We start from the raw sequence: 26,307 nt of genomic DNA on the forward strand, positions 1-26,307 counted from the left end.
TATTGCTCCGCCCTTCCGTCCGGCCATCCATGGCCGGAGTCAGGGCCGCTGCACATCCATGTGCAGCTCTCCGCAACACCCCCGCCACGTCACCCGCTTCGGCGTTGGTGGGTTTCGGATGGATTGGTCGCCGAGCATCCGAAAGTGAATCGACGATGCGGCGCCCGGGCCGGGGGAGGCGGACAGCAGGCCATGGACGGCCTGCGGCGGCGGATCGGGCCATGGATGGCCCGACTCCGCCGGGGAGCCTCCCCCGGCCCGGGCGCCGCTGGGTCCGGAGCCCGCGCACCGGCGCCATGGATGGCCGACTCCGCCGGGGAGCTTCCCCGGCCCGGGCGCCGCTGGCTCCGAAGCTCACGGCCCCCGGCCCTGGCAGGAGCGGGACGCGCAGAGCAACCTGGAGCCGCTCAGCCCCGCGTCGGCCCCTTGCCGAACAGCAGCCGGCGCTCCTCTTCCCCGAGCGGCTTGCCTGCGTCGGGATTGACCTGGGCGGTCAGCGCATAGGCGCGCTGCGTCGCCGGGCGTGCGGCGATCGCGGCGTGCCAGCGCCGCACCTCGGGATAGGGCCCGAGGTCGAGCGGCGCCTTGTCGTAGGGATTGATCCACGGGTAGCTGGCCATGTCGGCGATCGTGTAGTCCTCGCCGGTGATGAACGCCCGGCCCGCCAGGCGCCGGTCGAGCACCGCGAGCAGCCGCTGCGCCTCGTTGGTGTAGCGCTCGATCGCGTAGGGGACCGGTTCGGGCGCGTACACGGTGAAGTGACCGTACTGCCCGGTCATGGGTCCCAGGCCGCCCATCTGCCACATCAGCCACTGGTTGACCTCGACCTTGCGGCGCACGTCCCCGCCGAAGAAGCGGCCGGTCTTGTTGGCCAGATAGAGCAGGATCGCGCCGGATTCGAACACGCTGACCGGCTCGCCGCCGTCGGCGGGCGCATGGTCGATGATCGCCGGCATCTTGTTGTTCGGGGAGAACGCGAGGAAGCCGGGATCGAACTGGTCGCCCTTGCCGATGTTGACCGGCTTGATGCGGTATTCGAGCCCCGCCTCCTCGAGGAACAGGGTGATCTTGTGGCCGTTGGGCGTGGGCCAGTAGTAGAGGTCGATCATGGTCGGCGTTCCTCGCGCGGGGGAGCACGATTCTATGCGGGGAACTGCGGGGCTGGCCGCCCCGCGCGTGGTCCGCTGCGTTGCAGGATCGGGTCCGCGGGCGCCGGCCTCCCGGTCGGGCCGGCGGCGATTCCCGGGCTCGTCTGGCGCACGGGTTTTCGCATGCATGCACGCGCCTACGAGGGCGTGCAGCGTAGCGCCGCTGTCGTAGGCGTGGCCTGTGGCCGAAGGCCGCGGGGTTCTCCGGGCGACGCGCCCCGATCGTCGCGTGCCGTCGGCCGCGGAGGCGGCCCGGCAAAGGCCGGTCGGAAAGCCGGCGCGGTGGCCGGCGCGTCCCGGTGGAGGCAACCGCTACTGCGTCGCGCAGTCGACCTTGTGCTCGAAGTCGGTGCTCGGGGCGATCCGGCTCAGCGCGATCCGCGCGCCCGCGCCGGTGCGCAGCGCGAACGGCATGTCGAGGCGGGCGACATCGGCGCCGGCGGCGCGCAGGCATTTCAGCTGCACCCCCAGGCGCGTCCACTCGCCCTGCGGCAGCTGCGCCAGCGCATCGCCGATTGGCAATTCCGCGCTGCAGTCCTCGCCGCAGCCGACGATCAGCGCAGCCTCGCCGTCGGTCGGCAGCGCGTCCACGCGCAGCGTGGCGACCACGAACACGTCGCCGTTGGTTTCCCGCTCGAGATCCAGCGGGCTGTTGCTGCGCAGCTGCACGGCGCCGCCGCCGGACCAGGCGAACGCGCGCGCGCCCTCCTGGACCTCGGTGTTGATCGCGGTCATCTCCAGGCTGCCGTCGGCGGTCTTCGCGGCCGGGTGCACCACGTCCATGGCGTCGCCATCGCCGCCGACCAGGCGCAAGGTCAGTCCGGTGGTCGCCACGCCGCGCTCGAACCAGCTGTTGCTGCGGGTACTCTGGGGATCGACACCCGGTTCTTCGGACAGCGGAGCGAGGTCGCCGTCGTCGCCGTAGGTCAGGCCGTAGCCGAACGCGAACAGCGGGTCGTAGTTCTCCTGGCCGTGGTTGTTCGCGAACTGGTCGGCGCGGCGCGGCCAGGAAAAGCTGAGCTTGCCCTTGAAATCGTGCTGGACATCGCCTTCGGCGTCGCGCAGCAGCACGTCGGCCACGCCGCCGCCCTCCGAGCCCGGCAGCCACGCGGCGACGAAGGCGTCGGCGGCGTTGATCTCGCGGTTGAGCCACAGCGGCCGGCCGCTGAGGAACACCGCCACCACCGGGATGCCGTCGTCCTTGAGTTTTCGGATCAGCTCGAGGTCGCCGGACCGGCCGCCCTCGAACATCAGGTCCGGCAGGTCGCCCTGGAATTCGGCGTAGGGCTCCTCGCCGAATACCACGACGGCCACGTCGGGGCGGGTGCGGTAGCCGCCGTCGACCGCCAGTTCGGCACTGCCGCCGGCCGCCTCCACCTGCTCCCTGAGGCCGTCCCAGATCGAGTCCGCGTTGGGGAAATCCTCGCGGGTGGTGCCGTCGCCCTGCCAGGTCAGGGTCCAGCCGCCGGCCTGCTTGCCGAGGTTGTCGGCGCCGTCGCCGGCGACCAGCAACTTGGTGTCCGGCGACAGCGGCAGGATGCCGCCCTGGTTCTTCAGCAGCACCAGCGACTCGCGCACCGCCCGGCGCGCGACGGCGCGGTGCTCGGCAGCGCCGAGCAGCTCGAAGCGACCGCCGAGCGCGCGCGCGGAGGGCTTGGGCTTCTCGAACAGGCCCATCCGCAACTTGACCCGCAGGATCCGTCGCACCGCGTCGTCGAGCCGCTCCATCGGGAGGGTGCCTGCGCGGACATGCGCCAGGGTCGATTCGTACATCCCCTTCCAGCTGTCGGGCGCCATCGCCATGTCGAGCCCGGCGTTGAAGGTCTGGGCGCAGTCGGTGTTGCTGCAGCCGCGTACCTGGCCGTGGCCGTTCCAGTCGCCGACGACGAAGCCGCCGAAGTTCATCCGCTCCTTGAGCACATCGGTCAGCAGCGGGCCGTGGCCGTGCATCTTCCGGCCGTGGAAGCTGTTGTAGGAGGCCATCACCGCCTGGGCGCCGGCCGCGATCGCGGGCACGTAGCCGGCGGCGTGCACGTCGCGCAGCACCGCCTCGCTCACTTCGGTATCGCCCTGGTCCTTGCCGCCGCTGGTGCCGCCGTCGCCGAGGAAGTGCTTGACCGAGCTCATGACGTGCCGATCGTCGAGGAATTCGTCCGAACCGGGCTTGCCCTGCAGGCCCTCCACGAACACGCCGGCGAAGCTGGCCACCAGCCCGGGATCCTCGGAATAACCTTCGTAGGTGCGGCCCCAGCGGTCGTCCTGGGGCACCGCGACGGTCGGCGCGAAGGTCCACTCCATGCCGGTGGTGCGGGTCTCGATCGCGGTGATGCGCGCGATCTCGTGCAGCAGGTCGGGGTTGCGGGTGGCGCCCAGGCCGATGTTGTGCGGGAACAGGGTGGCGCCGACGATGTTGCTCTGGCCGTGCATGGCGTCGATGCCCCAGATCAACGGGATCGCCTTGCCGCCGCCGCTGGTGTCCATCGAGGCTTCCCAGAACGCGTCGGCGAGCGCGAGCCATTCCTCGGGCGCGGCGTTGTACCTGCCGCCCGGATCGGAGCCGCCGCCGGCGAGGACCGAGCCCAGCCGGTACTTGCGCACGTCCTCGGGGGTGATGCTGGCGATGTCGCCCTGCACGATCTGGCCGACCTTCTCCTCCACCGTCATCGAGGCGAGCAGCTCGTCGACGCGGCGCTCGGCCTCGGCATCGGTGGGGAAGGGCCATTGCACCTCGGGCCAGGTGGCCGGGTCGATGGCGCCGCTCGCGCCGGGCACGCGTTCGGCCGGTTGCTCGGCGGCCGCGTCCGCGGCCGCGCCGGCGCCGGCCGGCGCCCGCTCGCAGGCGGCGAGCGCCAGCGCTGCTGCGAGCATTGCCCCGGTGCGTCGAAGGTCCCCGATCCTCATTGCCATTCCTCCCGATCTGGCCGCAGCATCGGCGGCGATGCTGACAGCGTTGTCACCGCGGCCGAGAATACCCTCTTGCGCGCCGACGCGCCTGCTGCGCCGCGGCAAACCGGCAGCGGTGCATGGAACCCGACTTCGCGCCATCATGCCGGAGTTTCGGCGCCGGCACGGCCGGGCCTGAGGATGGAGAAGGAACCCATGCGCGTACGCATCGAGGATGTGGCCGAGGCCGCCGGCGTGTCGATGAAGACGGTCTCGCGGGTGCTCAACCACGAACCGAACGTCGCCGCCGCCACCCGCGCCCGGGTGGAGGCGGCGGTGGAGAAGCTCCAGTACCGCCCGCATCCCTCCGCGCGGGTGCTGGCCGGGCGCCGCTCGTACCTGATCGCGATGCTGTACGACAATCCGTCCAGCAACTACCTGATGGAAGTCCAGCTCGGCCTGCTGCAGGCCTGCCAGGAGCGGCACTACAACCTCACCCTCGCGCCGCTGACCTACGACGCACGCGACATCGTCGCCAAGGTCGAGAACCTGGTGGCGCAATCGCGCCTGGACGGCCTGGTGCTGACCCCGCCGATCACCGACGACGCGGCGCTGCTGGAGCGGCTGAACGAGCTGGGGGTGCCCTTCGCCGGCGTCTCGGCGCGCGAACCCAACCGCGGCATCGGGGTGTTCGTCGACGAGCCGAGCGCGGCGCGCGAGATGATCGAGCACCTGGTGGCGCTCGGCCATCGCCGCATCGCCCACATCGTCGGCCACCATGCGCACGGCGCGGCGGAATGGCGCCTGGCCGGATACCGCGAGGGCCTGCACCGCGCCGGGCTGCCCTACGATCCGGCGCTGGTGGTCGAGGGCGAGTTCTCCCACGCGTCCGGCCATGCCGCGGCCGAGCAACTGCTGCGGCTGGCGCAGCCGCCGACCGCGATCTTCGCCGCCAACGACGACATGGCGGCCGGCGTGATCTGTGCCGTCTGCGAGCACGGGCTGGCGGTGCCGGGCGACGTCTCGGTCTGCGGGTTCGACGACACCCCGATCGCGCAGCACATCCACCCGGCGTTGACCACGATCCGCCAGCCGACCCGGGAAATGGGGCGCGTGGCCGGTGCCGAACTGCTGCGGGAACTGCGCGAGCCGGGCAGCGGCGGGCTGGTGCAGCTGCCCTACGCGCTGCAGCTGCGCCGCTCCACCGGCCCGGCCCCGAAGGCCTGACCGCGCCGGTCGCCGGCCGGCAGATCCGCAGCGAAGCGCGGAAATGGCGTCCCCGGCCGCCGCGAGCGGGCGCCTCAGCCCTCCATCTGTTCCAGTTCCCGGCCGCGGGTCTCGTGCACGAAGCGCAGCACGAAGAAGATCGAGACGAACGCCGCCAGCGCGTAGAAGCCGTAGGTGGCGGCCAGCCCGATCCCCGCCAGCATCACCGGGAAGGTCATGGTGATCGCGAAGTTGGAGCCCCACTGGAACAGGCCCGCCACCGCCAGGCCGGAGCCGCGGATCTGGTTGGGGAACATCTCGCCCAGCATCACCCACATCACCGGGCCCCAGGACATGTTGAAGAAGATCACGTAGACGTTCGCCGCGACCAGCGCCAGCACCCCCATCGAGTCCGAGAGCACCAGCCGGCCGTCGGCGTCGAGCGTGCCGGTGGCGAAGGCGACCGTCACCAGCGACAGCGAGATCGCCATGCCCAGCGATCCGGTCCACAGCAGCGGCTTGCGGCCGATCCGGTCGATCAGCAGCACGGTGACCAGGCAGGCGCCGATGCTCAGCGCGCCGGACAGCACGTTGATCAGCAGCGCGTCGTTCTCGGAGAAGCCGACCGCCTGCCACAGCACCGCACCGTAGTAGAACACCACGTTGATGCCGACCAGCTGCTGGAAGGTGGCCAGGCCGATGCCCACCCACACGATGGGGCGGACCTTGCCGGTGGCCTTGGCGATCAGGTCGGACAGCCGCGGCCGGTGGTGGTCGGCGGCCAGCGAGCCCTCGATCTCGGCCAGCTTGGCCGGCCCGGCGTTGGGGCCGTACAGCCGCGTCAGCACCGCCAGCGCGCGCTCGCGCCGGCCGCTGGCGGCCAGGAACCGCGGGCTCTCGGGGATGAACATCAGCAGCACCAGGAACACCGCGGCCGGCAGCATCTCGACCCAGAACATCCAGCGCCAGGCCTCGAAGCCCAGCCAGAGCGGCTGGATCGAGGCCCCGGCGAAGCGCGCCAGCAGATAGTTGCTCAGGAACGCCGCGAACAGCCCGCAGATGATCGCGATCTGCTGCACCGTGGCCAGGCGCCCGCGGTAGTGCGCCGCCGAGACCTCGGCGATGTAGGCGGGCGCCATCACGCTGGCCGCGCCCACCGCCAGGCCGCCGAGCACGCGGTAGAACACGAACTCCGCCGAACCCCCGGCCACGCCCGAGCCCCAGGCGGAGACCAGGAAGAACACCGCGGACACGATCAGCAACATCCGGCGGCCGAAACGGTCGGCCAGGCGCCCGGCGAAGAACGCGCCGACCGCGCAGCCCAGCAGCATCGAGGCGACGTTGAAGCCGGTGCCCATCGAGTCGGAGCCGAACGCCAGGCGCAGGCCGTCGACGGTGCCGTTGATCACGCCGCTGTCGAAACCGAAGAGGAAGCCGCCGAGCGTGGCGACCAGGCTGATCAGCAGGATGAAGCGGGTATTCGGGGCGTCGGCGGCCACGCCCGCGCCGGGGACTGCAGTGCTGCTCATGACGGCTCCTGTGGGGTGGGAAAAACGCGCACCGCCGGCTTCCGGCGACCGCGCAGGGGTTGAAAGGTAACGCACCGGGCGCTCATGCGCGCCCTGGCGCCGTGTCGCGCGGTGGCGGTCCGGGCGGCTCCGGTTTCGGCGCCGGGCAGTAGCTCCCGAGGTAGGCGCCGTGCCCGGGCAGCTGGCCGAGTACCCGCTCCACTCTCGTGCGAATCTCGCCGAGGAAGCGCGACAGCTCCTCGTCGCCCATCAGGTCGGCGGCCGGATGGTGCTGCCGCGGCATCACGCCCTGGCCGAGCATCACCTGGATCCAGGAGTTCTCGGCGAACAGCTCGCCCGGCACGTGGAACACCTTGCCGGTCTCGCGGAACAGCTCGATCCGCTGGCGCAGCGAGGCCGGGATCTCCATCAGCCGGCATGCGTTCCAGTACGCGCTGTCGCGGCGCTCGGTGAGGTGGAAATGCATCACCACGAAATCGCGCACGTGTTCGACCTCCGCGTCGATCTGGCGGTTGTATGCATCGATGTCCTGCTGCGCGATCACCGCTGGAAAGCAGCGCAGCAGGTGCATGATGCCGCGCTGGATCAGATGGATGGTGGTCGATTCCAGCGGCTCGATGAAGCTGCCCGCCAGGCCCAGCGCGACGCAGTTGCGGTGCCAGCACCGGATCCGCCGGCCCGGCCGGAAGCGCAAGTGCCAGGGCCGAGCGACCAGTTCACCCTCCAGGCTCGAGGTGAACGCCTCAAGCGCCTGCGCCTGCTCAATGTACTGGCTCGAGTAGACGATGCCGTTGCCGACCCGATGCTGCAGCGGGATGCGCCACTGCCAGCCGGCCTCGCCGGCGATCGCACGGGTGTAGGGGACCGGGTCGCGCACCGCGGTGGTCTGCGCCGCATAGGCGCTGTCGTTGAACAGCCAGTGCGACCAGTCCTCGAAGCCGACCCGCAGCGCCTGGCCGATCAGCAGCGCGCGGAAGCCGGTACAGTCGAGGAACAGGTCGCCTGCGAGCTCGCTGCCGTCCTCGAGCACCAGGCTGGCGATGTCGCCGGAATCGGGGTCGGTGCGGACCTCGGCGATCTTCCCTTCGATGCGCCTGACCCCGTGGCCCTCGGCGAAGCCGCGCAGAAAGCGCGCGTAGCCGGCGGCATCCATGTGATAGGCGTAGTTGAGGCCATTGTGCGGCAGGTGCGCGAAGCGCTCCCGTTCGGCCGCGCGCGACTCCAGACAGTAGGCCTCGTAGCCCTCCGCCAGGCCGCGCTCGCGACCGCGCAGCCAGAAGTGCTGGAAACCGGCGCTCCAGTGGTCCTGCCCGGTGGTGCCGAAGGAGTGGATGTAGCGATGCTCGCGCTGGCGCCAGCCCTCGAACGAGATCCCCAGCTTGATCGTGCCCTGCGCCGCGGTCATGAATTCCTGCTCGGGGATCCCGAGCAGGCGGTGGAAGGTGACCAGGGTGGGGATGGTGGCCTCGCCGACGCCGACGGTGCCGATCTGCTCGGACTCGACCAGGCGGATGTCCAGGCCCTTGCCGAGAATGCGCGAAAGCGCCGCCGCTGCCATCCAGCCGGCGGTGCCGCCGCCGGCGATGAGCACCCGCCTGACCGGGCCGCGCCCGGTTTGTGGATCCGATCGTTCCAAGGCGTCCCCCTAGCGGTTGAGTCGCTGCAGCAGGCGCGCGCGCAGTTCGCGCGCGCGGCTGTCGTCCAAAGGCGCCAGCACCCGGCGCGCGGCCTCGGGAATGTGTCCGTCGGTGGCCTCGCCCGGTTCGAAGACATAGTGGCGGAAGACCTCCTGCCAGGTCGCGCGCTCCGCAGGCGGCAGGTCGCGCACGCTCATGATCGCCAGCATCAGCGCGTTCATCGGCGTGTCCATCCACGCCGGCGAGCGCCGCCACCAATAGTTGACCAGGACGTTGAAGCTCTCCAGCGCCTCCATGTGGTGCCACCACATCGACGGGATCAGTACCGCATCGCCCGGGCCGAGTTCGGCCGTGCGCGCATGCCGCAGCGCTTCGGCGAAGCGGGGGAACCGTGCGAGGTCGGGCCTGGCGAAATCGACCAGGCTCACCGGCTGGCCGGCCAGGGTGAAGTCCAGTGGCCCGACGTACAGGTTGCGCAGCTGGTCCGGCGGGAACAGGGTGACCCGGCGCCGGCCTGCGGCCACGCAGGCGAGGTTGTCCGGCAGGTCCTGGTGGGCGGCGATGCGGGTGCGGTTGCCGATCCAGATGCTGGCCAGCGGTCCGCGGTCACCGAGGTCGATGTCGTTTTCGCCGCGCAGGCCGGGCAGCCAGGTATCGACGGTGGTCGAGGCCACGTAGATCGCCGGCGGCGCCGGGTCCGGCAGGTACTTGAGCAGGGTCGCCAGCACCGTGCCAAGCGGCATCTTCTCGCGACGGAAATTGAAGCCCTGCAGGTCGTCGGTGTAGAAGAAACGACCCTCGATCTCGGGCGGGCCCACCGTCGCCACCACCGGCGGGGCCGGCTGGCGCTGGAAGCGGCCCAGATAGTCCACGGCCTGGTGCGGTGAATCCTTCGCGGCGCGCACAAGCGGCCAATGGCCGGCGATGCCGCGCAGCACCGCCGGTTCGAACCCGCGCAGAACGTCCTCCGGCGGCGCCTGCGCTCCGCGGCAGTCGAACTCCGCGATCGCGCGCTCAACCGCGGCCATGGCGGCGGTTCAGCCGGTCGATCAGATCGCGGAAGCGGGACACGGAGGCCACCGCCATGTAGACCGCCTCCAGGTGGCCGCGGGCGTGCAACTCGCCCAGCGCCGCGGGGCCCAGCCCGCGCAGCCGATCCTCGTCGACGGCGTGGAACCCCGCCAGCCGCCCCTGCGAGCCGTCGTCCAGGCGCACGTCCAGCACGAACGGCTCGAGCAGCCGGTGGCGCTGCAGCGCTTCCACGAAGGCCGGCACCGCGCCCAGCCCTTCGCGCAGCGCCAGCAGCACGGAGCGGATGCGCTCGAGCAGTTCGGTGTGACCGCCGTGCTCGCGGAACAGCGGCTCTCCCCGGCCGCTGCGCACCCGCGGATGGTCGAGGTCGACATGGACCATGGGCCCGTCCGCCGTCTCCCCGATCCGGAACGGACCGCGCTCGACCGCCAGCGGGAGGTAGGCCGCGTCCCAGCGCGCGCCCTCCAGGAACAGGTTCCGGCCCGGTTCCAGCCCGAACAGCGCCACCGGCTGGAACGTGCCGTCCCCGCTCCCCTGGAACACCACCGGGTAGTGCGCCTGCAGCTGGCGGAACTCCGCAGGGAAGGTCGGCGCGGACATCACGGCATCGCCGAGGTCCGCGCCGCGCCGGGTATCGACCCGCAGGCCGGCGTGGTCGATGTTGTTCAGCAGGACGCTGTGGGTCATGGCCGGCGCCGCGCCTCCGTCGGGTCTCCTCAGAACTTGTACCGCATTCCGAGCATGTAGCGGGGACCGGTCTGGGTGGCGTAGCGCAGCTGGTTGGTGTGGCGGGCGTGGATGCGCTGGGTCTCGTCGGTGAGGTTGATGGCCTCGGCGTGCAGCGACAGCCTGTCGTTGACCTGGTAGCTCACGTTGAGGTCCAGCTGGCCGTAGGACTCGGTGTAGTTCGGGTTCGGGCCCTGGCCGCCGATGCCGGACAGGAACTCGTCGCGCCAGTTGTAGGCCGCCCGCACTTGCCAGTCGTACTTGTCGAAGAACAGCACCAGGTTGGCCGAATCGCTCAGGCCGAGCATCGGATACTGCACCCCGAGGCTGGTGTCGTCGAAGGTCAATCCGGAATCGACGATGGTGTAGTTGGCCATCAGCCCGAAGCCGCTCGCGCCGAACATGTGCTGCAGATTGAGCTCCCAGCCGTCCAGCGAGTCGGAGCGCTGGTTGACCGGCGTGCTGATGTCGAACGAGGCGATCGGGTCGCCAGGCTGGCCGACGATGCTTCCAGTCAGCTGGCCGGCCTCGTTGGTGCCGGTGACGGTGACGCCCGGGTCGCCGGCATGGTTGGTGAAGATGTAGTCTCGGATGCACACCATGTCGGTGGCCGGGCAGCCGCTCGCCAGCGCGTTGTTCCAGTAGGTGCCGCCGACCGGCGTATTCAGCACGAACGGCGTGTCCTCCACGATCGTGTCGCTGATGAAGTTGCTGATGTTCTTGCGGAAGTAGCCCACCGAGAGATAGCTGGCCTCGCCGTAGTACCACTCGAACGACACGTCGAAGTTGTTCGACTTGAGCGGTTCGAGCGCGGGGTTGCCCTGCGATCCGTCGCCACCGTCGACGCGGACCACGTTGGCGAGGGTCAACCCGCCCTGGATCTGCTGCCAGCCGGGGCGGCCGATGGTCTGGCCGTAGCTGCCGCGCAGCAGCATGTCTTCGGTCAATTCGACGCTGAGGTCGAGGCTGGGAAGGAAGTAGTCGTACTCGCCCTCGCCGCCGACGAAGTCGCGCTCGTCGTCGTAGATCACGTAGAGCTCGTTGGCGGCGTCCCAGGAGATGCCGGTGCCCACACGCACCAGCGCCGACGATTCCACCTCGGTCTCCTCGTAGCGGACGCCGGCAGCCACGTGGACCGGGCGCGCCCAGTCGAAGGTGTTGGTCCACTGCAGGTAGGCGGCCTTCGACTTCTCGGTGGTGCGAAGATCGTCGGTGAACTCCGACGGGGCGCGGTAGAACGCATCGTTGCCGGCGACCTCGGCGGCCCGCTGCCGCAGCCGCTCGAAATCGAAGACCAGGAAGCGGTCGGTGAACCGGGGATCGTCGTGGCCGGCGAAGGCCCCGAAGTAGCGCCCCATGTTGTCGGCATGCCAGATGTCGTCGTCGTAGTCGGCGGTGGAGCCGACGCCGCCCCAGGTGTCGCGCTGCATCACCGCGGAGGCGGTGCGGTTCTGGACCTCGGTGGCCGAGACGCCGAAGTCGAGGCCGGAGTAGTTGGCGAACTCGAACCGGCCGCTGGCCTGGAACTGCTCGACGTCCGAACGGCTGTAGCTGTTCTGGAAGACCGATCCGGTGACGACGGCGTGCTCCGGGCCGACCTCGGTGATGCCGGGCGGCAGTTCGACGGTCAGGATCGGCAGCTCGCCGCTGTAGTCGACCGTGGTGGTGCCGCGGATGAAGGCGGCCACGCCCAGCACCCCTGCCGAACCATAGGGGCCGTCGGGACTCGATTCCGAGCTGGAGTCGTGGTAGTCGAACGCCATGCTGAGGGCATCGTTGACCTCCCACTCGACGTTGAAGCCGAGCGACTTCAGTTCGTTCCGGGTCGCCAGCTCCATGCCGCCCATGGACAGGTCCGCGTTGGCGGCCGGAATGTCCTCGGAGTACTCGATCGGGGCGGAGACGGGGCCGTCGGTCCAGGAGCTGGTACCTGGCGCGTAGTTGAACCAGACCGACAGTTCGTTGCGCTGCTGCTGAACCTTGTTCTCGGCGTAGGTGTAGTCCAGCGTGGCGGTGACGTTCTCGGTCGGCGCCCACTGCAGGGCCAGCTGGCCGTTGGTGCGCTGCCGCTGCACGCCGTTGACGCTGTAGCCGGTGTTCTGCGGCCGCGCGTAGATCGTGTCCGGGCCGGGGCGGTTGGTGATCCGGTCGTAGCCCGGCTCGCCTTCCATCGGCAGACGGTTCCAGCTGTTGCTGTCGTCGCCCTCGAACATCGCCCAGCCGTCGGCCACCGCGGCCTGGCTGTAGCCGGAGTCGCGCTCCTGGTAGCTGCCGGTCAGCGCGACGCCGAAGCGGCCGTCGGCGTAGGTGTTGCTGAAGATGCCGGAGACTTCCGGAGTGACCGAACTGCCCGGATAGCTGTCGGGCAGGTTGTCGGCCGAGCTGTCGTGCACGCCCTTGATGCCGATGCTGGCCTGCAGCCCGGGGTTGTCCAGCGGGCGCGCGGTGAGGATGTCGATGGTGGCGCCGATGCCGCCGGTCGGATTGTCCGCCCGGCTGGTCTTGTGGACCTGGATTTCCGACACCGCTTCCGATGCCAGGTTGGCGAAGTCGAAGGCGCGCGAGTTGGAGGTGCCGGCCCCGCCGGGGCCGAGGTTGGAGGCCGGCATCTGGCGGCCGTTGAGCAGCACCAGGTTGAAGTCGGGTCCGACGCCGCGGACGGTGACGCGCTGGCCCTCGCCGCTGGAGGTGCGGTCGATCGACACGCCGCTGATCCGCTGCAGGGACTCGGCCAGGTTGGTGTCCGGGAACTTGCCGATGTCCTCGGCGACGATGCCGTCGACCACGCCCTGGGCGTCGCGCTTGAGGTTCATCGACGAGATCAGGCTGCCGCGAATGCCGGTCACGGTCACGGTGTCGAGCGTGGTGGCATCGTCGGCGGCGGTGGCGGCCGGGTCGGTGCGTTCCTCGTCGACGGTCTGTGCGGCGAGCGGCGGCGCCAGCGCCAGCAGCATTGCGGAAACGAGCAGGCGGCGCTTCGGCGCCGCGGTTGGCTGTTTCATGATTCTCCCTCCCCAGGGCCTCACGAATCGGATGGGTGTTCGGTGCTGGCCCGGTGGGCCGCCCGTCACGCATTGGAGAGGAAACTGACAGCGTTGTCATGCTGCGGTGCAACGAAATTTCGCCTGCGCGCCCCCGTGCGGGTGGAGGATCCCGAACGCCGCGCCTCCATCGCCGGGCCGAAGCGGCGGCGGGCACGGCTGTGCCCCCGGGAGCCGCCGGTACAATGACGGCAATGGATGTCTCCCACCTGCTCGACGGCCTCAACGCGGCCCAGCGCGAGGCCGTATCGGCACCGGCCGGGCACTACCTGGTCCTGGCCGGCGCCGGTTCCGGCAAGACCCGCGTGCTCACCCACCGCATCGCCTGGCTGCACGAGGTGCACGGTGTGCCGGTGCACGGCATTTTCGCGGTCACTTTCACCAACAAGGCCGCCGGCGAGATGCGCCAGCGCGCCGGGGCGCTGCTGCGTCAGGGCGGGCGCGGCCTGTGGATCGGCACGTTCCACGGCCTGGCCCACCGGCTGCTGCGTCTGCACTGGCAGGACGCGAAGCTGCCGGAGGGCTTCCAGATCCTCGATTCGGACGACCAGCTGCGCCTGGTCAAGCGCGTGGCCCAGCAGCTCGAGCTGGAGGAAGCGCGCTTCCCGCCGCGCCAGATCGCCTGGTGGATCAACGCGCAGAAGGACGAGGGCCGCCGCCCACAACACATTCAGTCCGGCGAGGACGAATGGGCCGACGTGATGCGGCGCAGCTACGCGCTGTACCAGGAGCGCTGCGACCGCGCCGGGCTGGTCGACTTCGCCGAGCTGCTGCTGCGCGCGCACGAGCTGCTGCGTGACAATCCACCGCTGCTGGCGCACTACCGGCAGCGCTTCGGCCAGCTGCTGGTCGACGAGTTCCAGGACACCAACGCCATCCAGTACGCCTTCGTGCGGGTGCTGGCCGGCGACACCGGCCAGGTGTTCGTGGTCGGCGACGACGACCAGGCGATCTACGGCTGGCGCGGGGCGAAGGTCGAGAACGTGCAGCAGTTCCTGCGCGACTTCCCCGGCGCCCGGACCATCCGGCTGGAGCAGAACTACCGCTCCTCAGCCAACATCCTCGATGCCGCCAACGCGGTGATCGCGCACAACCCAGACCGGCTCGGCAAGCGGCTGTGGACCGACAGCGGCGAGGGCGATCCGGTGGACCTGTACGCCGCCTACAGCGAGGTCGACGAGGCCCGCTTCGTGGTCGAGCGGGTCGCGCAGTGGGTCCAGGGCGGCGGCAGCTACGGCGACTGCGCGGTGCTCTACCGCAGCAACGCCCAGTCGCGCGCGCTGGAGGAGCAGCTGGTGGCCGAGCAGATCCCCTATCGGGTCTACGGCGGGGTGCGCTTCTTCGAGCGCGCCGAGATCAAGGACACCCTGGCCTACCTGCGCCTGGTCGCCAACCGCGGCGACGACGCCGCCTTCGAGCGCGCGGTCAACACCCCGCCGCGCGGCATCGGCGACCGCACCCTCGACGAGGTGCGCCGCAGTGCGCGCGCGGAGCGCCTGTCGCTGTGGGACGCCTCGCGCCGGGTCACGCAGGGCGCCGCGGCCACCGCGCGCGCGCGCAGCGCGGTGGCCGGTTTCCACGGCCTGATCGATGCGCTGGCCGGCGAGGTGGACGCGCTGCCGCTGCAGGACAAGATCGACCACGTGCTGGCCCGCTCGGGGTTGCGCGAGCACTGGTCCAAGGAGAGCCGGGCGGGGCTGGACTCGGAGTCGCGCACCGAGAACCTCGACGAGCTGGTCTCGGTGGCCTCGCGCTTCGTCCACGGCGACGACGAGGAGGCCGCGGCGCTGACCGAACTGGTCGCGTTCCTGGCCTACGCCGCGCTCGAGGCCGGCGAGGGCCAGGCCCAGGCCGGCGAGGACGGCGTGCAGCTGATGACCCTGCACAGCGCCAAGGGCCTGGAATTTCCGCTGGTGTTCCTGGCCGGCATGGAGGAGGGGCTGTTCCCCAACCAGCGCTCGGCCGACGAGCCGGGGCGGATGGAGGAGGAGCGCCGCCTGGCCTATGTCGGCATCACCCGCGCGCGGCAGAAGCTGGTGCTGAGCTATGCCGAGTCGCGGCGCCTGCACGGCCAGGACATGTACGGCGTGCCGTCGCGGTTCCTGCGCGAGATCCCGGCGCCGCTGCTGCACGAAGTGCGTCCGCGGGTGCAGGTCTCACGGCCCGCGTTCTCGGCACCGCGGCGCAACTACGGACACGCGGTGGTCGAAGACGGGCCGGGGCTGCGGCTGGGCCAGAACGTCGCCCACGCGAAGTTCGGCAGCGGCGTGGTCACCGACATCGAGGGCAGCGGCGCGCACGCGCGCGTGCAGGTCAATTTCGACGAGGCCGGCAGCAAGTGGCTGGTGCTGGCCTACGCCAACCTGCAGCCGGCCTAAGCAGCGCCGGCTTTCGCGTCCTGCAGGTGGAGGGCGGCATCGAGCGGTGTCCGTAGCAGCGGCCCACGGCCGCGATGGCCGCGGGAGGTTCCGGGCGGATCGGCGGCGATGCCGGGCGTTGCCGAGCACGCCGGCTTTCGCGTGCATGGCACGCTCCTACGGGGCGCGGCGGCGAGTGGTGCCTGTAGGAGCGGCCCATGGCCGCGAACGCCGCGGCGGGCTGGGTCGGCGCGAAGATCGATGCGGGTGTCAGCGCCGCAGTTGGAAGTCCGGCGCCTCGTCGAGCGATCCGTCGGCTTCCAGTACCACCCAGCGCTCGCCGCCCTGGTCGAACAGCACCGGCACCGGGTCCCTGAACAGCGGCCGGCGCACGAAGCGCAGGGTCCAGCCGAATCGCTCCAGGGTCGGCAGCGCCGCCTGCTGGGCCGGCGTGAGGCCGGCGCGCAGTTCCGGCGTCCCGGGCACGTCTCTGGGGGCGCGTCGTTCACGACCGGGCATGGCGGGTCTCCGCGTGCGATGGCTCCCATTGTCCCGCGCCGCCGGTAGCGCGAAGTGAACGGGACTTCAGGCCGATTCGCCCAGCCAGTCGCGCGGGCGCAGATAGTCGGCGAGGCGTGCCTCGGCGCTTCCGGGTGCCACCGTATGCCCATACTCCCAGCGCGCCAGCGGCGGCAGGCTCATCAGGATCGACTCGGTGCGTCCGCCGGACTGCAGCCCGAACAGCGTGCCGCGGTCCCAGACCAGGTTGAATTCGACGTAGCGTCCTCTCCGGTACAGCTGGAACGCGCGCTCGCGTTCGCCGTACGGGGCGTCGCGGCGGCGCTCGACGATCGGCAGCCAGGCGTCCAGGAAACCGTCGCCGACCGCGCGCAGGTAGCCGAAGTCCCGTTCGAAGTCGTCGTGCAGGTCGTCGAAGAACAGCCCGCCCACGCCGCGGGTCTCGCCGCGGTGCCGGAGGAAGAAATACTCGTCGCACCAGCGCTTGTGCGCCTCGTACCGCGCCTGCCCGCCGAACGGTTCGCACAGGGCGCGGGCGGTGCGGTGCCAGTGCAGCACATCCTCGTCGAATGGGTAGAACGGGGTCAGGTCGAAGCCGCCGCCGAACCACCACGCCACCGTCTCGCCGTCGCGCAGGGCGCGGAAATGGCGGACGTTGGCGTGGGTGGTCGGCAAGTAGGGATTGCGCGGGTGGAACACCAGCGAGAGCCCGACCGCGCGCCAGGAAGCGCCCGCCAGCTGCGGACGCGCGGCGGTGGCCGAAGGCGGCAGGGCGCTGCCGGAAACGTCGGAGAAGCCGATGCCGGCCTGCTCGAACACCGCGCCCTCGCGCAGCACCCGGGTGCGGCCGCCGCCGCCGGCCTGCGGGTTGTCACCGGCGTCGGCGCCGTCGGCGTCCCGGACCCAGACGTCCTCCGCGAAGCGGGCGCCGCCGTCGGCGGCCTCGATGGCGGCGCAGATGCGGTCCTGCAACCCGGTCAGGTAGCCGCGTACCGTGGCGATGTCGTTCATGGACGCATTGTAGGGGCGGACGTTGTCGCGCGAGGCCGGCCGCCGCGGAGGCGTCGATCGACACGGTGGCCCCGGTGGCGAGCCCGCGCTGTGCGAGATACGCGGCATCGGTGCAGCCTTGGTAGGAGCGGCCCATGGCCGCGAAGGCCGCGGTAGGCTCCGGCCCGGCTGGCGGTGATTCCGGGCATGGCCGGCCGCACCGGGTTTCGCGTGCATGGCACGCTCCTACGGGATGCACGGCGCCGCATCGGCGTCGCGCTCCTGGCTACTCCTTCAGCGCGCGCTCGAACAGTTCGAAGATGCGCCGGTACTCGTCGTACCAGCTGTCCGAATGCTGGAAGGCGTGCCGCTCGAGGGGATAGGCCGCCAGTTCCCAGTTGTCCTTGCGCAGCTCGATCAGGCGCTGCGCCAGCAGCACCGAGTCGCGGTAGAAGACGTTGTCGTCGATCATGCCGTGGGCGATCAGCAGGTGGTCCTGCAGGCCTTCGGCGTACTCGATCGGCGACGAGACCCTGTACGCCTCGGGATCGAGCTCCGGGGTGTTGAGGATATTGGCGGTATAGGCGTGGTTGTACTGGGTCCAGTCGGTGACCGGGCGCAGCGCCGCGCCGGCCTTGAAGGTGCCGGGCTCACGGAACAGCGCCATGAATGTCATGAAGCCGCCGTAGCTGCCGCCGTAGATGCCGACCCGGTCGCGGTCGGCCTGCTTCTCGGCCACCAGCCACTCGACGCCGTCGAGGTAGTCCTCCAGCTCCGGATGGCCCATGCGCCGGTAGATCGCGGTGCGCCAGTCGCGGCCGTAGCCTTCCGAGGCGCGGAAGTCCAGGTCCAGCACGATGTAGCCGTTCTGTACCAGCAGGTTGTGGAACATCTGCTCGCGGAAGTAGTTGGGATAGCGTTCGCTGACGTTCTGCAGGTAGCCGGCGCCGTGCACGAACAGGACCACCGGATACTCGCGTCCCGGTTCGAGCGTGGCGGGGCCGTAGTACTTGCCCCAGATGGTGCCGGCGCCGTGCCGCGAGGGGACCTGCACGGTCTGCGGCTGCAGCCAGTCGTAGCCGCGGAATTCCTCGCTGCGGGTGTCGGTGAGCGTGCGCAGGCCGCTGCCGTCGGTGCCGATCACCGCCAGTTGCGGCGGCAGGTAGGCCTCCGAATGGCGCACCAGCAACCGGCCGCCGTCGGGCGACTGGGTGAAGTCCTCGACCCCGTCGAGCGCTGTGAGCTCGCGCACCTGGCCGCCGCCGGCCGGGACCGCGCAGACCTCGTAGTCGCCGGGCCGCGCGCGGTTGCAGACGAACAGGAACCCGCCGCCGTCGGCCGCCAGCGCCGGCGCCGAGACCTCCCACTCGCCGGAGGTCAGGGCGCGGGTGCGCCCACCGGCATCCAGGTACAGGTGCGAGTAGCCGGTGTGCTCGGACAGGAACCAGAGCGTGCGGTTGTCCGGCATCCAGCCGAACTCGTTGAAGCCCCAGTTGATCCAGGCCTCGTCGGTGAGCCGGTGGCGGGTGCGCAGCGCGCCGTCCGCCGGATCCAGCGTCACCAGCCAGCGGTCCTTGTTGTCGACCGCGTGCAGCATCAGCGCGGCCCCGCGGCTGTCGCCGCTCCATTGCATCGCCGCCGGTCCGTCGGCCTCGATCCGCACCGGGCGCGCGCCCTTCAGCGGCTCCTTGCCGGCGGTGCGGCGCAGCTCGGCGAGCGGATCGCGGTCGATGCCCGGCAGTGCGTCGAGGTCGAGCCGCCGCGGCTCGCCGCTGTTCATGTCGACCAGCCAGAACGCCTGCGGCAGCGGATCGTTGCGGCCCACCCGGGTGCGCACGTCCTCGAACTCCTCGTAGCCCGATTCGGTGATGTACTTCGGCATCCGGCCCTCGGTGCCCTTGTCCGCCCCCTTCGCCTCGGTGGCGACCAGCAGCCAGCGCCCGTCGGGCGACAGTGCGCTGGCGGCGATCTCCACGTCCTTGCCCAGGTACACCGGGGCCGGCGCGCGGGTGGGATCGGCGCGGCGCCAGTCGCGTTCCTGCAGGCGCTGGGCCTCGCGCCGCTCGCGTTCGGTGCGCAGGGTCTCCACCAGCCGCAGCTGGCGCTCGCGCAGGGCATCGGCGGCGGGCGCCTCGCCAGGATCGTCCTCGGCCTTGAGCACCGCCGCGGCGGTCACGCCCTCGCGGGGCGTCCAGCGGAACCAGCGGTCGTTGCCGACCCGCCAGACCAGGGCGCCGTCGCTGCCCCAAAGCGGCGAGGCGGCGCGCTCGTCGTCGCGGCTGAGCTGGGTCAGCGCGCCGCTGCGCAGGTCGCGCACGAACACGTTGCCGTCGCGCACGAACGCCGCGCGCGCGCGGCTGGCGTCGTACACCGGCTGCAGGCCGTCGAGATCGGCGCGCGCGGCGCCGTCGATGCGGCTGGCGTCACCGCCGTCGAGATCCTGGGCCCAGGTGTCGCGGACGCTGCTGCCCTCGCGCTTGAGCGAATAGTAGGCGCGCTGGCCGTTCCAGGCCCACCACGCCTGCTCCACCGGCGGGCCGATCCAGTCCGGGTCGGCCATGATCCGGTCCATGGTCAGCGTTTGCGCCGGCTGGGCGGCAACGGAGGCTGCGAACAGCAGCAGGGACAGCGGCAGCAGACGGATCATGGCGCCCTCGTGGCGTGAACAAACCGCCGCAGGGTAGCAGCCGGCCGCTGCGCCCGGCTGGGCCACAGGTCATGCGCGCCAACGAAACAGGGGCGCAGAGCGCCCCTGTGTACCTCCCTGTCCCCGGTGCTTCCGGATCGTCCCTGTGCGAGCGACGCTAACACCGGGGCGCGGGGGGATCCGCGATGGCCTTCTCGTTTCGGCGCATTGCGCCAGGCCCGCCGCGCCGGCGGCTGCCGAAGAGGGCATTCATCCTTAACGGGGGCAGGCGCATAATCGCGCCCGGACTTCCCCCGGAGCGAGGCTTGGACGCGCTGCTGCTGTCGCGGATCCAGTTCGGATTCGTGATTTCCTTCCATGTGCTGTTTCCGGCGTTCACGATCGGCCTGTCGAGCTGGCTGGCGTTCCTGGAGTGGCGCTGGCTGCGCACCCGCGATCCGGTCTGGCGCGATCTCTACTTCTTCTGGCTGCGGATCTTCGCGGTCTCGTTCGGCATGGGCGTGGTGTCGGGCATCGTGATGAGCTTCCAGTTCGGCACCAACTGGTCGGTCCTCTCCGAGCGCGCCGGCAATATCCTCGGCCCGCTACTGTCGTACGAGGTGCTGACCGCGTTCTTCCTCGAGGCCACATTTCTCGGGGTGATGCTGTTCGGCTGGCGCAAGGTCCCGGAAAAGCTGCACTTCCTCGCCACCTGCATGGTCGCCGTCGGCACCCTGATCTCCACCTTCTGGATCATTTCCGCCAACAGCTGGCTGCACACCCCGGCCGGCTACGAGCTGGTCGGCGACGTGTTCCATCCCTCCGACTGGTGGGCGGCGATCTTCAACCCCTCGTTTCCCTACCGGCTGGCGCACATGGTGCTGGCGGCCTTCATCACCACCTGTTTCGTGATCGGCGGGGTCGGCGCCGGCTACCTGCGCCGCGGTGCGCACGCCGATGCCGGGAGGCGGATGCTGCGGGCCGCGGTGGTGTTCGCGGCGCTGACGGTGCCGCTGCAGGTCGTGGTCGGCGACGTGCACGGCCTGAAGACCCGCGAGTTCCAGCCGACCAAGGTCGCGGCGATGGAAGGCCACTGGGAGCGCGGGCCCGCGGGTGCCGGCGTGCCGCTGGTGCTGTTCGCGGTGCCGGACCAGGAAGCCGAACGCAACCGCTACGAGCTGGCCGTTCCGCGGCTGGGCAGCCTGATCCTGACCCACAGCTGGGACGGCGAGATCCAGCCGCTGACCGCGGTGCCGCGCGACGAGCGACCGCCGGTCGCGCCGGTGTTCTACGGCTTCCGGATCATGGTCGGCCTCGGCATGGCCATGCTGCTGCTCACGCTCGGGTCGCTGTGGGCGCTGTGGCGCGGGCGGCTGTTCGGGTCGCGCTGGCTGCTGGACGGCTGGCGCCTGATGACGTTCAGCGGCTTCGTCGCGGTGATCAGCGGCTGGTTCGTGGCCGAGATCGGGCGCCAGCCCTGGGTGATCCAGGGCCTGCTGCGCACCGCCGACGCGGTGAGCGCGGTCGGGCGCGGCAGCGTGGTGGCCTCGCTGACGGTCTTCGTCCTGGCCTATGCGGTGGTGTTCGGCGCCGGTGCCGCCTACATCGTCAGGATGGTGCGCGCCGGGCCGCAGCATTTCGAGGACGCACCCGACACCGACGACGGCGAGCGCACGCCGATGCGGCCGATCTCGGCCGCCGATGAACCCGCCGAGAACGCCCCGCCCGGCGCGGCGCGGCCCCCGACGGGAGAGGCGTGATGGAAATGGAAACCGTGCTGCCGGTGCTGTGGTTCGGGGTGATCGGCTTCGGCGTGCTGATGTACGTGCTGCTCGACGGGTTCGTGCTGGGGCTGGGGATCCTGGCGCCGTTCGCGGAGGACGGCAAGCAGCTCGACCACATGATGAACACCGCGGCGCCGATCTGGGACGGCAACGAGACCTGGCTGGTGCTCGGTGGCGCCGGCCTGCTGGCGGCCTTCCCCCGTGCGTACGCGGTGGTGCTGTCGGCGCTGTATCTGCCGGTGCTGCTGATGCTGATCGCGCTGGTGTTCAGGGGGGTGGCCTTCGAGTTCCGCTTCAAGGCGCGGCGCGCCCGGCCGTTCTGGGGCGCCGCGTTCGCGCTCGGTTCGATGTTCACCGCCTTCGCCCAGGGCGTGATCCTCGGCGCGCTGGTCGAGGGCATGCCGCTGCAGGAAGGCCGCTACGTGGGCGGGGCGTTCGCCTGGTTCAGCCCGTTCTCGATGCTGACCGGGGTGGCGGTGATGTTCGGCTATGCGCTGCTCGGCAGCACCTGGCTGATCCTCAAGACCGGCGGCCGCATGCAGCAGATCGCCCGCACCCTGACCCGGCCGCTGGTGATGGTGGTGGCGGCGTTCATGGGCCTGGTGAGCGCATGGCTGCCGTTCCTCGATTCCCGGATCATGGCGCGCTGGTTCGAGGACGGCAATTTCTGGTGGCTTTCGCCGGTGCCCCTGCTGGCGCTGGCCAATGCGATCTGGTTGTGGCGCGCGGCGATGCGCGAGGGCCGTGACGCCACGCCGTTCCTGCTCACGCTGAGCTTCTTCGGGCTGGGGTTCGCCGGGCTGGTGCTGGGCATCTGGCCGAACATCGTGCCGCCCGACCTGAGCATCTGGGAGGCGGCCTCGCCGCCTTCCTCGCAGGGCTTCGTGCTGGTCGGTCTGGTGGTGCTGCTGCCGATGATCCTCGGCTATACGGCTTGGTCGTACCGGGTGTTCCGCGGCAAGGTCGATGCGGATGCGGGATACCACTAGGGCGGCCCATTCCCCATTCCCGGCTTTTCCCGCACAATCGCCTGGATCCAGCTGTTTTCCGGGCCATGCACGCCTACGTCTACAAGAGCCAGCGCAAGGCCGATACCTACGTCTACCTGGCGACCCGCGACGATTTCACGCTGCTGCCCGAGGCGCTGCGCGCGCAGCTGGGCGCGCTGCATTTCGTGCTCGACGTCGCGCTGACCCCGGGCCGGCGGCTGGCGCGCGAGGACGTCGACGCGGTCCGCGGCAATCTGGCCGTGCGCGGGTTCCACCTGCAGCTTCCGCCGTCGGCCGCGGGCGACCCGATGCGCGACGACTGGGGCACCGATGCCTGACCCGCAGCGCCCGCGCCGGCGCGCCGCCCTCGCGTTCGTTTCCGGAGCCGTTCTCAGCCTGATCGCCGGTTTTGGCGGCGCCGCCGCCGCGCTCGGCCTGGGCCTGGCGCAGCCTGCGTTCGCGCTGGCCGTGCGCTGGTGGCGCGGCGGCGATGCGCCGGCCGACGCGGGCGCGCTGCGGCGCGACCTGTCCGCCTTGCTTGCGCTCTGGAGCGGCGCGCTGGCGCTGTCCGCGGTGCTGGTGGCGTGGCCCCTGTCGGCGCTGCGCCAGTCCGGCAGTCTCGGCGCCGCGGTGGGGCTGAGCGCGATGACCGGGATCTGCGTAGTGGCGCTGTGGCGGCTGTGGCCGTTCTGGCACGCGCTCGAGCGCGACGGCGGCGGCCTGGCCGCGCAATGGCGGCGGCTGGCCGATCACGACCCGGCCGCGGGGCGTGGTGCGGTCCTGGCGCTGTGCGTGGCGGCGGTGCTGGCGGCGGCCATCGCCATGGCCTGGCCGGGGCTGCTCGTGGCGCCGGTGCGCTGGTCGCTGGCGGTCGCCGGGCTGCTGCTGTGGCCGCTCGCGCACTGGCTGTTGCAGCGGTTGCCGGCGCCCGCGGCGCTGCCGATGCCGGTGGTGGAGATGCCGGGCGTGGCGGCCGAACCCGGTCCGGTGCCGCCACCGGGCGATCCGGAGGGCGAACTCTACCTCGCCGCGCGCGGCGGGCGCGTCGACCGCGCCCTCGAGCTGCTCGACCTGGGCGCCGATCCGCATGCGCTGCCGGCGCCGGGTGAGCGCGACCAGCGGAGTCTGGCGGTGCTCGCAGCGGTGCTGCCCGACTTGCGCCTGCTGCGTGCGCTGATCGCCCGCGGCGCCGACCTGAACGCGGCGCATGCCGGCCTGACCCCGCTGCTGGCGGCGACCCGCGACAGCTGGCACGGGCGGCCCGAGGCGGTGATGACCCTGCTCGCCAACGGCGCCGATCCCCGCGCTTGCGACGCCGAGGGCAATACCCCGCTGCATCATGCCGCGCGCAGCTCGGATCCCGGCGTCGCCGCGCTGCTGCGCGATGCCGCCGCCGAGCTCGATGCGGTCAACGGCGACGGCCTGACCCCGCTGGGGACGGCCTGCGCGGTCGGCAACTGGCGGCTGGCGCGGTTCCTGCTCGAGCGCGGCGCGCGCGCCGAGGTGGACGGCGCGACCCCGGCGCTGCTCGCCGCCGCCGGCGGCGAGGAGGACGACACCGCCGGCGTGCAGTTGCTGCTCAGGCACAAGGCGAAGCCCAGCTCCTGCGACCGCGGCGGCCGCAGCGCCCTGCACGCCGCTGCCTTCGCCGGCCACGCCGAGATCGTGGCGGCGCTGATCGCCGCCGGCGCCGATGTGCAGGCGCGCGACCACCAGGGCCGCACCCCGCTGCTCGAGGCCGCACGCGGCGCGCGCCTGGCGACGCTGGAAGCGCTGGCCGCGGCGCGGGCAGAGACCGGCGCGGTCGATGCTGCCGGCCGCAGCGCGCTGGTGCTGGCGTGTCAGGGCGACACGCCCTCGGCGCCGCTGGTGCAGCGGCTGCTGGAGCTGGGAGTCGATCCGCAGCTGGCCGACGCCGAAGGCCGGCTGGCGGTCGAACACGCTGCGGCCGCCGGCCGCTGGTCGCTGGTGGCGCTGCTCGATCCCGGTTACGCGCTGCCCGCCAGCATCCTTCCCGAGGGCGGCGGCGACGCTCCGGTTCCGGACCGTGCGCCGCTCTCGCTGCTGCGCGACGGGCTGCGGGAAGGGCGCCTCGAGGGCCTGGCGCCATTGCTGCCGCTGCTGGGCCCGCGCGAACTGGGTGGATTGCTGCTCGACGAACAGGCCCCGCTGTCGGTCGAGCGGATCGACTGGCTGCTGGCGCACGGCGCCGACCCCGAGGTGCGCGACGGTCTGGGCGACAGCGCGATCTTCCGGCTCCTTGCCAAGGGCCCGGACGCGATCGACGCGCTGCAGGCGATGCTGCGCCGGAACGTCTCGCCGGCCGGTGCCGGCGGACTGGCGCGGTTCCTGGCCGCCTGCGCCCGCAGCGAGCAGGCCGGGCGGGGCCTGGAGCAGCTGGCCCTGGAACTGCTCGAGCGCGGCGCCGATCCGTTCGCTCCCAGCACCGAAGGCGATCCGCCGCTGGCGCTCGCGGTCCGGCTGGGCTGGGGCCGGCTGCTGGAGCGCCTGGTGGCGGTCGGCGTCGATCTGGACGCGCGCGACAGCCGCGGCATGACCGCGCTGCACCTGTGCGCCGCGCTCGGCCGCGAGGCGGCGCTGAAGACCCTGGTCCGCCACGGCGCCGCGCCGGACGTGCGCGCCGCCGACGGCCAGACCCCGCTGGGCGTGGCGCTCTCGGGCGGCCGCCGCGACCTGGCCGACTGGCTGGACTGGCGCGGCTGGACCCTGCCGCGGCGCGCGCTGCGCGCCGACGACCTGCCCGCGGCGGCGATCGTCGGCGACGCCGATGCGGTGCGCCGGCTGCTGGACCTGGGTTTTCGGGTGGACACGCCCGACGCCCAGGGCTGCACCGCGCTGCTGCGCGCCGCCGGCGGCGGGCACCGCGCCACGGTCGACCTGCTGCTGGCGCGGGGCGCCGACCCGCAGCTGGCGGCGCATACCGGGGCCACGGCGCTGTCGGCCGCGGTGAGCATGCGCCAGGGCGAGATCGTCGACCGCCTGCTCGATGCCGGCGCGGGACTCGAGCAGCGGCTGCCCGGCGAGGTCACGGTGCTGATGCTGGCCGCCGCGCTCGGACTGCCCGATCTTTGCGCGCGGCTGCTCACCGCCGGCGCCAACGTCCACGCCACCGACGCGCAGGGGCTGGGCCCGCTGCACTGCGCGGCGCTGTACGGATTCACCTGTCGCGACCGCCCACGGCTGCTGGCGCTGTTCGACACCCTGCTGCTGGCCGGGGCCGATGTCGACGCCGCGGCCGCCGGCGGGGTCACCCCGCTGCTGTTGCTGCTCGGCGCGCGCGCAGAACCCGGCACCGCCTGCGACGAGGAGGTGGTGCTCGGCGTACTCGACTACCTGCTCGACGAGGAGGTCTCGCTGGAGGCGCAGGATCCGCGCGGGTTCGGCCCGCTGCACCTGGCGGCGCTGCACGGCCTGCTGCAGCTGACCCGCCGGCTGCTGCGCGCCGGTGCCGATCCGGACCTGCGCGACGCGCTCAACCGCACCCCCCGCGAGATCGCGGTGATGCGGGGTTTCGTCGACGTGGCCGCCGAGTTCGCCCCGGCGCAGTCGCAGCCGGGCGTGTCGATGGCCAGGTTCCTGCGCGAGCCGCGCTGAGGCGGCCCCGCGCCCGCCGTCCCGAGACTCCCGGCGCCCGTCCACCGGGCCTGCGCAACCGCAACTCCGGCCCCCCCTGCTGCCACGCGGTATGAATCGGTTCGCGCAGATCGGATGCTGCAGTGCGGTTTCCGCCGATCTTGAACGGCGGTCAACCCTTGCGAACGCAGCCCCTCCTCGCGGCCGCTTGGTGTGCTGGGCCCCAGTGTGCTACCTCATCCCTTC

Annotated in this window: 16 protein-coding genes; 6 read left to right on the forward strand and 10 right to left on the reverse strand. The window is 71.5% G+C overall.

Annotated features, from left to right (window positions below; translation table 11 throughout):
* Nucleotides 1-407: 407 nt before the first annotated feature.
* Together QFW77_RS16200 and QFW77_RS16205 are read right to left on the reverse strand one after the other, a co-directional pair.
* Complete coding sequence (locus QFW77_RS16200; protein ID WP_280575842.1) at nt 408-1,109, reverse strand: glutathione S-transferase C-terminal domain-containing protein; 702 nt, start codon at nt 1,107-1,109, stop codon at nt 408-410.
* 351 nt (nt 1,110-1,460) lie between these two features.
* Nucleotides 1,461-4,016 carry a glycoside hydrolase family 3 protein gene (locus QFW77_RS16205; protein WP_280575843.1) on the reverse strand — a complete coding sequence of 852 codons (2,556 nt, stop codon included), beginning with the start codon at nt 4,014-4,016 and terminating at the stop codon, nt 1,461-1,463.
* Between the two features lie 231 nt (nt 4,017-4,247).
* Here QFW77_RS16205 and QFW77_RS16210 point away from each other — a divergent pair, with 231 nt between their 5' ends.
* Entirely contained in the window at nt 4,248-5,258 is a 1,011-nt protein-coding gene (locus QFW77_RS16210) for a LacI family DNA-binding transcriptional regulator (protein ID WP_280575844.1), read from the forward strand.
* 74 nt (nt 5,259-5,332) lie between these two features.
* On the opposite strand, the gene QFW77_RS16215 is transcribed toward QFW77_RS16210, so the two are convergent.
* The 5 genes from QFW77_RS16215 to QFW77_RS16235 all read right to left on the reverse strand — a co-directional run bounded on the left by QFW77_RS16215 (nt 5,333) and on the right by QFW77_RS16235 (nt 13,163).
* Nucleotides 5,333-6,766, reverse strand: coding sequence for a sugar porter family MFS transporter (locus QFW77_RS16215; protein WP_280575845.1), 1,434 nt, complete (start codon nt 6,764-6,766; stop codon nt 5,333-5,335).
* Nucleotides 6,767-6,848: 82 nt separating this feature from the next.
* Complete coding sequence (locus QFW77_RS16220; RefSeq protein WP_280575846.1) at nt 6,849-8,402, reverse strand: tryptophan halogenase family protein; 1,554 nt, start codon at nt 8,400-8,402, stop codon at nt 6,849-6,851.
* 9 nt (nt 8,403-8,411) lie between these two features.
* On the reverse strand, nt 8,412-9,431 hold the full coding sequence (locus QFW77_RS16225) for a cupin-like domain-containing protein (protein WP_331487967.1): 1,020 nt from the start codon (nt 9,429-9,431) through the stop codon (nt 8,412-8,414).
* Nucleotides 9,418-10,122, reverse strand: coding sequence for a SapC family protein (locus QFW77_RS16230; RefSeq protein WP_280575847.1), 705 nt, complete (start codon nt 10,120-10,122; stop codon nt 9,418-9,420). Before QFW77_RS16230 ends, QFW77_RS16225 begins: the two co-directional genes overlap by 14 nt.
* Before the next feature lie 29 nt (nt 10,123-10,151).
* The gene (locus tag QFW77_RS16235) at nt 10,152-13,163 is read right to left on the reverse strand and encodes a TonB-dependent receptor (protein WP_280575848.1); all 3,012 of its coding nucleotides are present in this window, start codon (nt 13,161-13,163) and stop codon (nt 10,152-10,154) included.
* A gap of 233 nt (nt 13,164-13,396) precedes the next feature.
* Here QFW77_RS16235 and uvrD point away from each other — a divergent pair, with 233 nt between their 5' ends.
* Nucleotides 13,397-15,580: a DNA helicase II gene (uvrD, locus tag QFW77_RS16240; protein WP_280575849.1), complete on the forward strand. Its 2,184-nt coding sequence runs from the start codon at nt 13,397-13,399 to the stop codon at nt 15,578-15,580.
* 249 nt (nt 15,581-15,829) lie between these two features.
* On the opposite strand, the gene QFW77_RS16245 is transcribed toward uvrD, so the two are convergent.
* The 3 genes from QFW77_RS16245 to QFW77_RS16255 form a co-directional block, all read right to left on the reverse strand.
* Nucleotides 15,830-16,078: a hypothetical protein gene (locus QFW77_RS16245; RefSeq protein WP_280575850.1), complete on the reverse strand. Its 249-nt coding sequence runs from the start codon at nt 16,076-16,078 to the stop codon at nt 15,830-15,832.
* 66 nt (nt 16,079-16,144) lie between these two features.
* Complete coding sequence (gene hemF / locus QFW77_RS16250; RefSeq protein WP_280575851.1) at nt 16,145-17,089, reverse strand: oxygen-dependent coproporphyrinogen oxidase; 945 nt, start codon at nt 17,087-17,089, stop codon at nt 16,145-16,147.
* A 265-nt stretch (nt 17,090-17,354) separates the two neighbouring features.
* A complete protein-coding gene (locus tag QFW77_RS16255) occupies nt 17,355-19,715 on the reverse strand; it encodes a prolyl oligopeptidase family serine peptidase (RefSeq protein ID WP_280575852.1) in 2,361 nt (786 codons plus the stop codon).
* A 305-nt stretch (nt 19,716-20,020) separates the two neighbouring features.
* Between QFW77_RS16255 and QFW77_RS16260 the strand changes: the two genes are divergently transcribed.
* The 4 genes from QFW77_RS16260 (at nt 20,021) to QFW77_RS16275 (ending at nt 26,082) form a co-directional block, all read left to right on the forward strand.
* Entirely contained in the window at nt 20,021-21,454 is a 1,434-nt protein-coding gene (locus QFW77_RS16260; protein ID WP_280575853.1) for a cytochrome ubiquinol oxidase subunit I, read from the forward strand.
* The gene (gene cydB / locus QFW77_RS16265; RefSeq protein WP_280575854.1) at nt 21,454-22,467 is read left to right on the forward strand and encodes a cytochrome d ubiquinol oxidase subunit II; all 1,014 of its coding nucleotides are present in this window, start codon (nt 21,454-21,456) and stop codon (nt 22,465-22,467) included. Before QFW77_RS16260 ends, cydB begins: the two co-directional genes overlap by 1 nt.
* Nucleotides 22,468-22,532: 65 nt before the next feature.
* Nucleotides 22,533-22,805, forward strand: coding sequence for a YcgL domain-containing protein (locus tag QFW77_RS16270; protein ID WP_280575855.1), 273 nt, complete (start codon nt 22,533-22,535; stop codon nt 22,803-22,805).
* Nucleotides 22,798-26,082 (forward strand): ankyrin repeat domain-containing protein, encoded by a 3,285-nt coding sequence (locus tag QFW77_RS16275; RefSeq protein ID WP_280575856.1) that lies wholly within the window; start codon nt 22,798-22,800, stop codon nt 26,080-26,082. Before QFW77_RS16270 ends, QFW77_RS16275 begins: the two co-directional genes overlap by 8 nt.
* The last annotated feature ends 225 nt before the right edge of the window (nt 26,083-26,307 follow it).

The sequence above is a fragment of the Luteimonas endophytica genome (assembly GCF_029887875.1).
Taxonomy (GTDB): domain Bacteria; phylum Pseudomonadota; class Gammaproteobacteria; order Xanthomonadales; family Xanthomonadaceae; genus Luteimonas; species Luteimonas endophytica.

Excerpts from the sequence above, each read along its gene's own strand:
- hemF (WP_280575851.1), bottom strand. The coding sequence starts at position 17,089 with ATGAACGACATCGCCACGGTACGCGGCTACCTGACCGGGTTGCAGGAC.
- QFW77_RS16200 (WP_280575842.1), bottom strand. The coding sequence starts at position 1,109 with ATGATCGACCTCTACTACTGGCCCACGCCCAACGGCCACAAGATCACC.
- QFW77_RS16230 (WP_280575847.1), bottom strand. The coding sequence starts at position 10,122 with ATGACCCACAGCGTCCTGCTGAACAACATCGACCACGCCGGCCTGCGG.
- QFW77_RS16205 (WP_280575843.1), bottom strand. The coding sequence starts at position 4,016 with ATGCTCGCAGCAGCGCTGGCGCTCGCCGCCTGCGAGCGGGCGCCGGCC.
- cydB (WP_280575854.1), top strand. The coding sequence starts at position 21,454 with ATGGAAATGGAAACCGTGCTGCCGGTGCTGTGGTTCGGGGTGATCGGC.
- QFW77_RS16235 (WP_280575848.1), bottom strand. The coding sequence starts at position 13,163 with ATGAAACAGCCAACCGCGGCGCCGAAGCGCCGCCTGCTCGTTTCCGCA.
- QFW77_RS16210 (WP_280575844.1), top strand. The coding sequence starts at position 4,248 with ATGCGCGTACGCATCGAGGATGTGGCCGAGGCCGCCGGCGTGTCGATG.
- QFW77_RS16270 (WP_280575855.1), top strand. The coding sequence starts at position 22,533 with ATGCACGCCTACGTCTACAAGAGCCAGCGCAAGGCCGATACCTACGTC.
- uvrD (WP_280575849.1), top strand. The coding sequence starts at position 13,397 with ATGGATGTCTCCCACCTGCTCGACGGCCTCAACGCGGCCCAGCGCGAG.
- QFW77_RS16245 (WP_280575850.1), bottom strand. The coding sequence starts at position 16,078 with ATGCCCGGTCGTGAACGACGCGCCCCCAGAGACGTGCCCGGGACGCCG.
- QFW77_RS16215 (WP_280575845.1), bottom strand. The coding sequence starts at position 6,766 with ATGAGCAGCACTGCAGTCCCCGGCGCGGGCGTGGCCGCCGACGCCCCG.
- QFW77_RS16275 (WP_280575856.1), top strand. The coding sequence starts at position 22,798 with ATGCCTGACCCGCAGCGCCCGCGCCGGCGCGCCGCCCTCGCGTTCGTT.
- QFW77_RS16255 (WP_280575852.1), bottom strand. The coding sequence starts at position 19,715 with ATGATCCGTCTGCTGCCGCTGTCCCTGCTGCTGTTCGCAGCCTCCGTT.
- QFW77_RS16225 (WP_331487967.1), bottom strand. The coding sequence starts at position 9,431 with ATGGCCGCGGTTGAGCGCGCGATCGCGGAGTTCGACTGCCGCGGAGCG.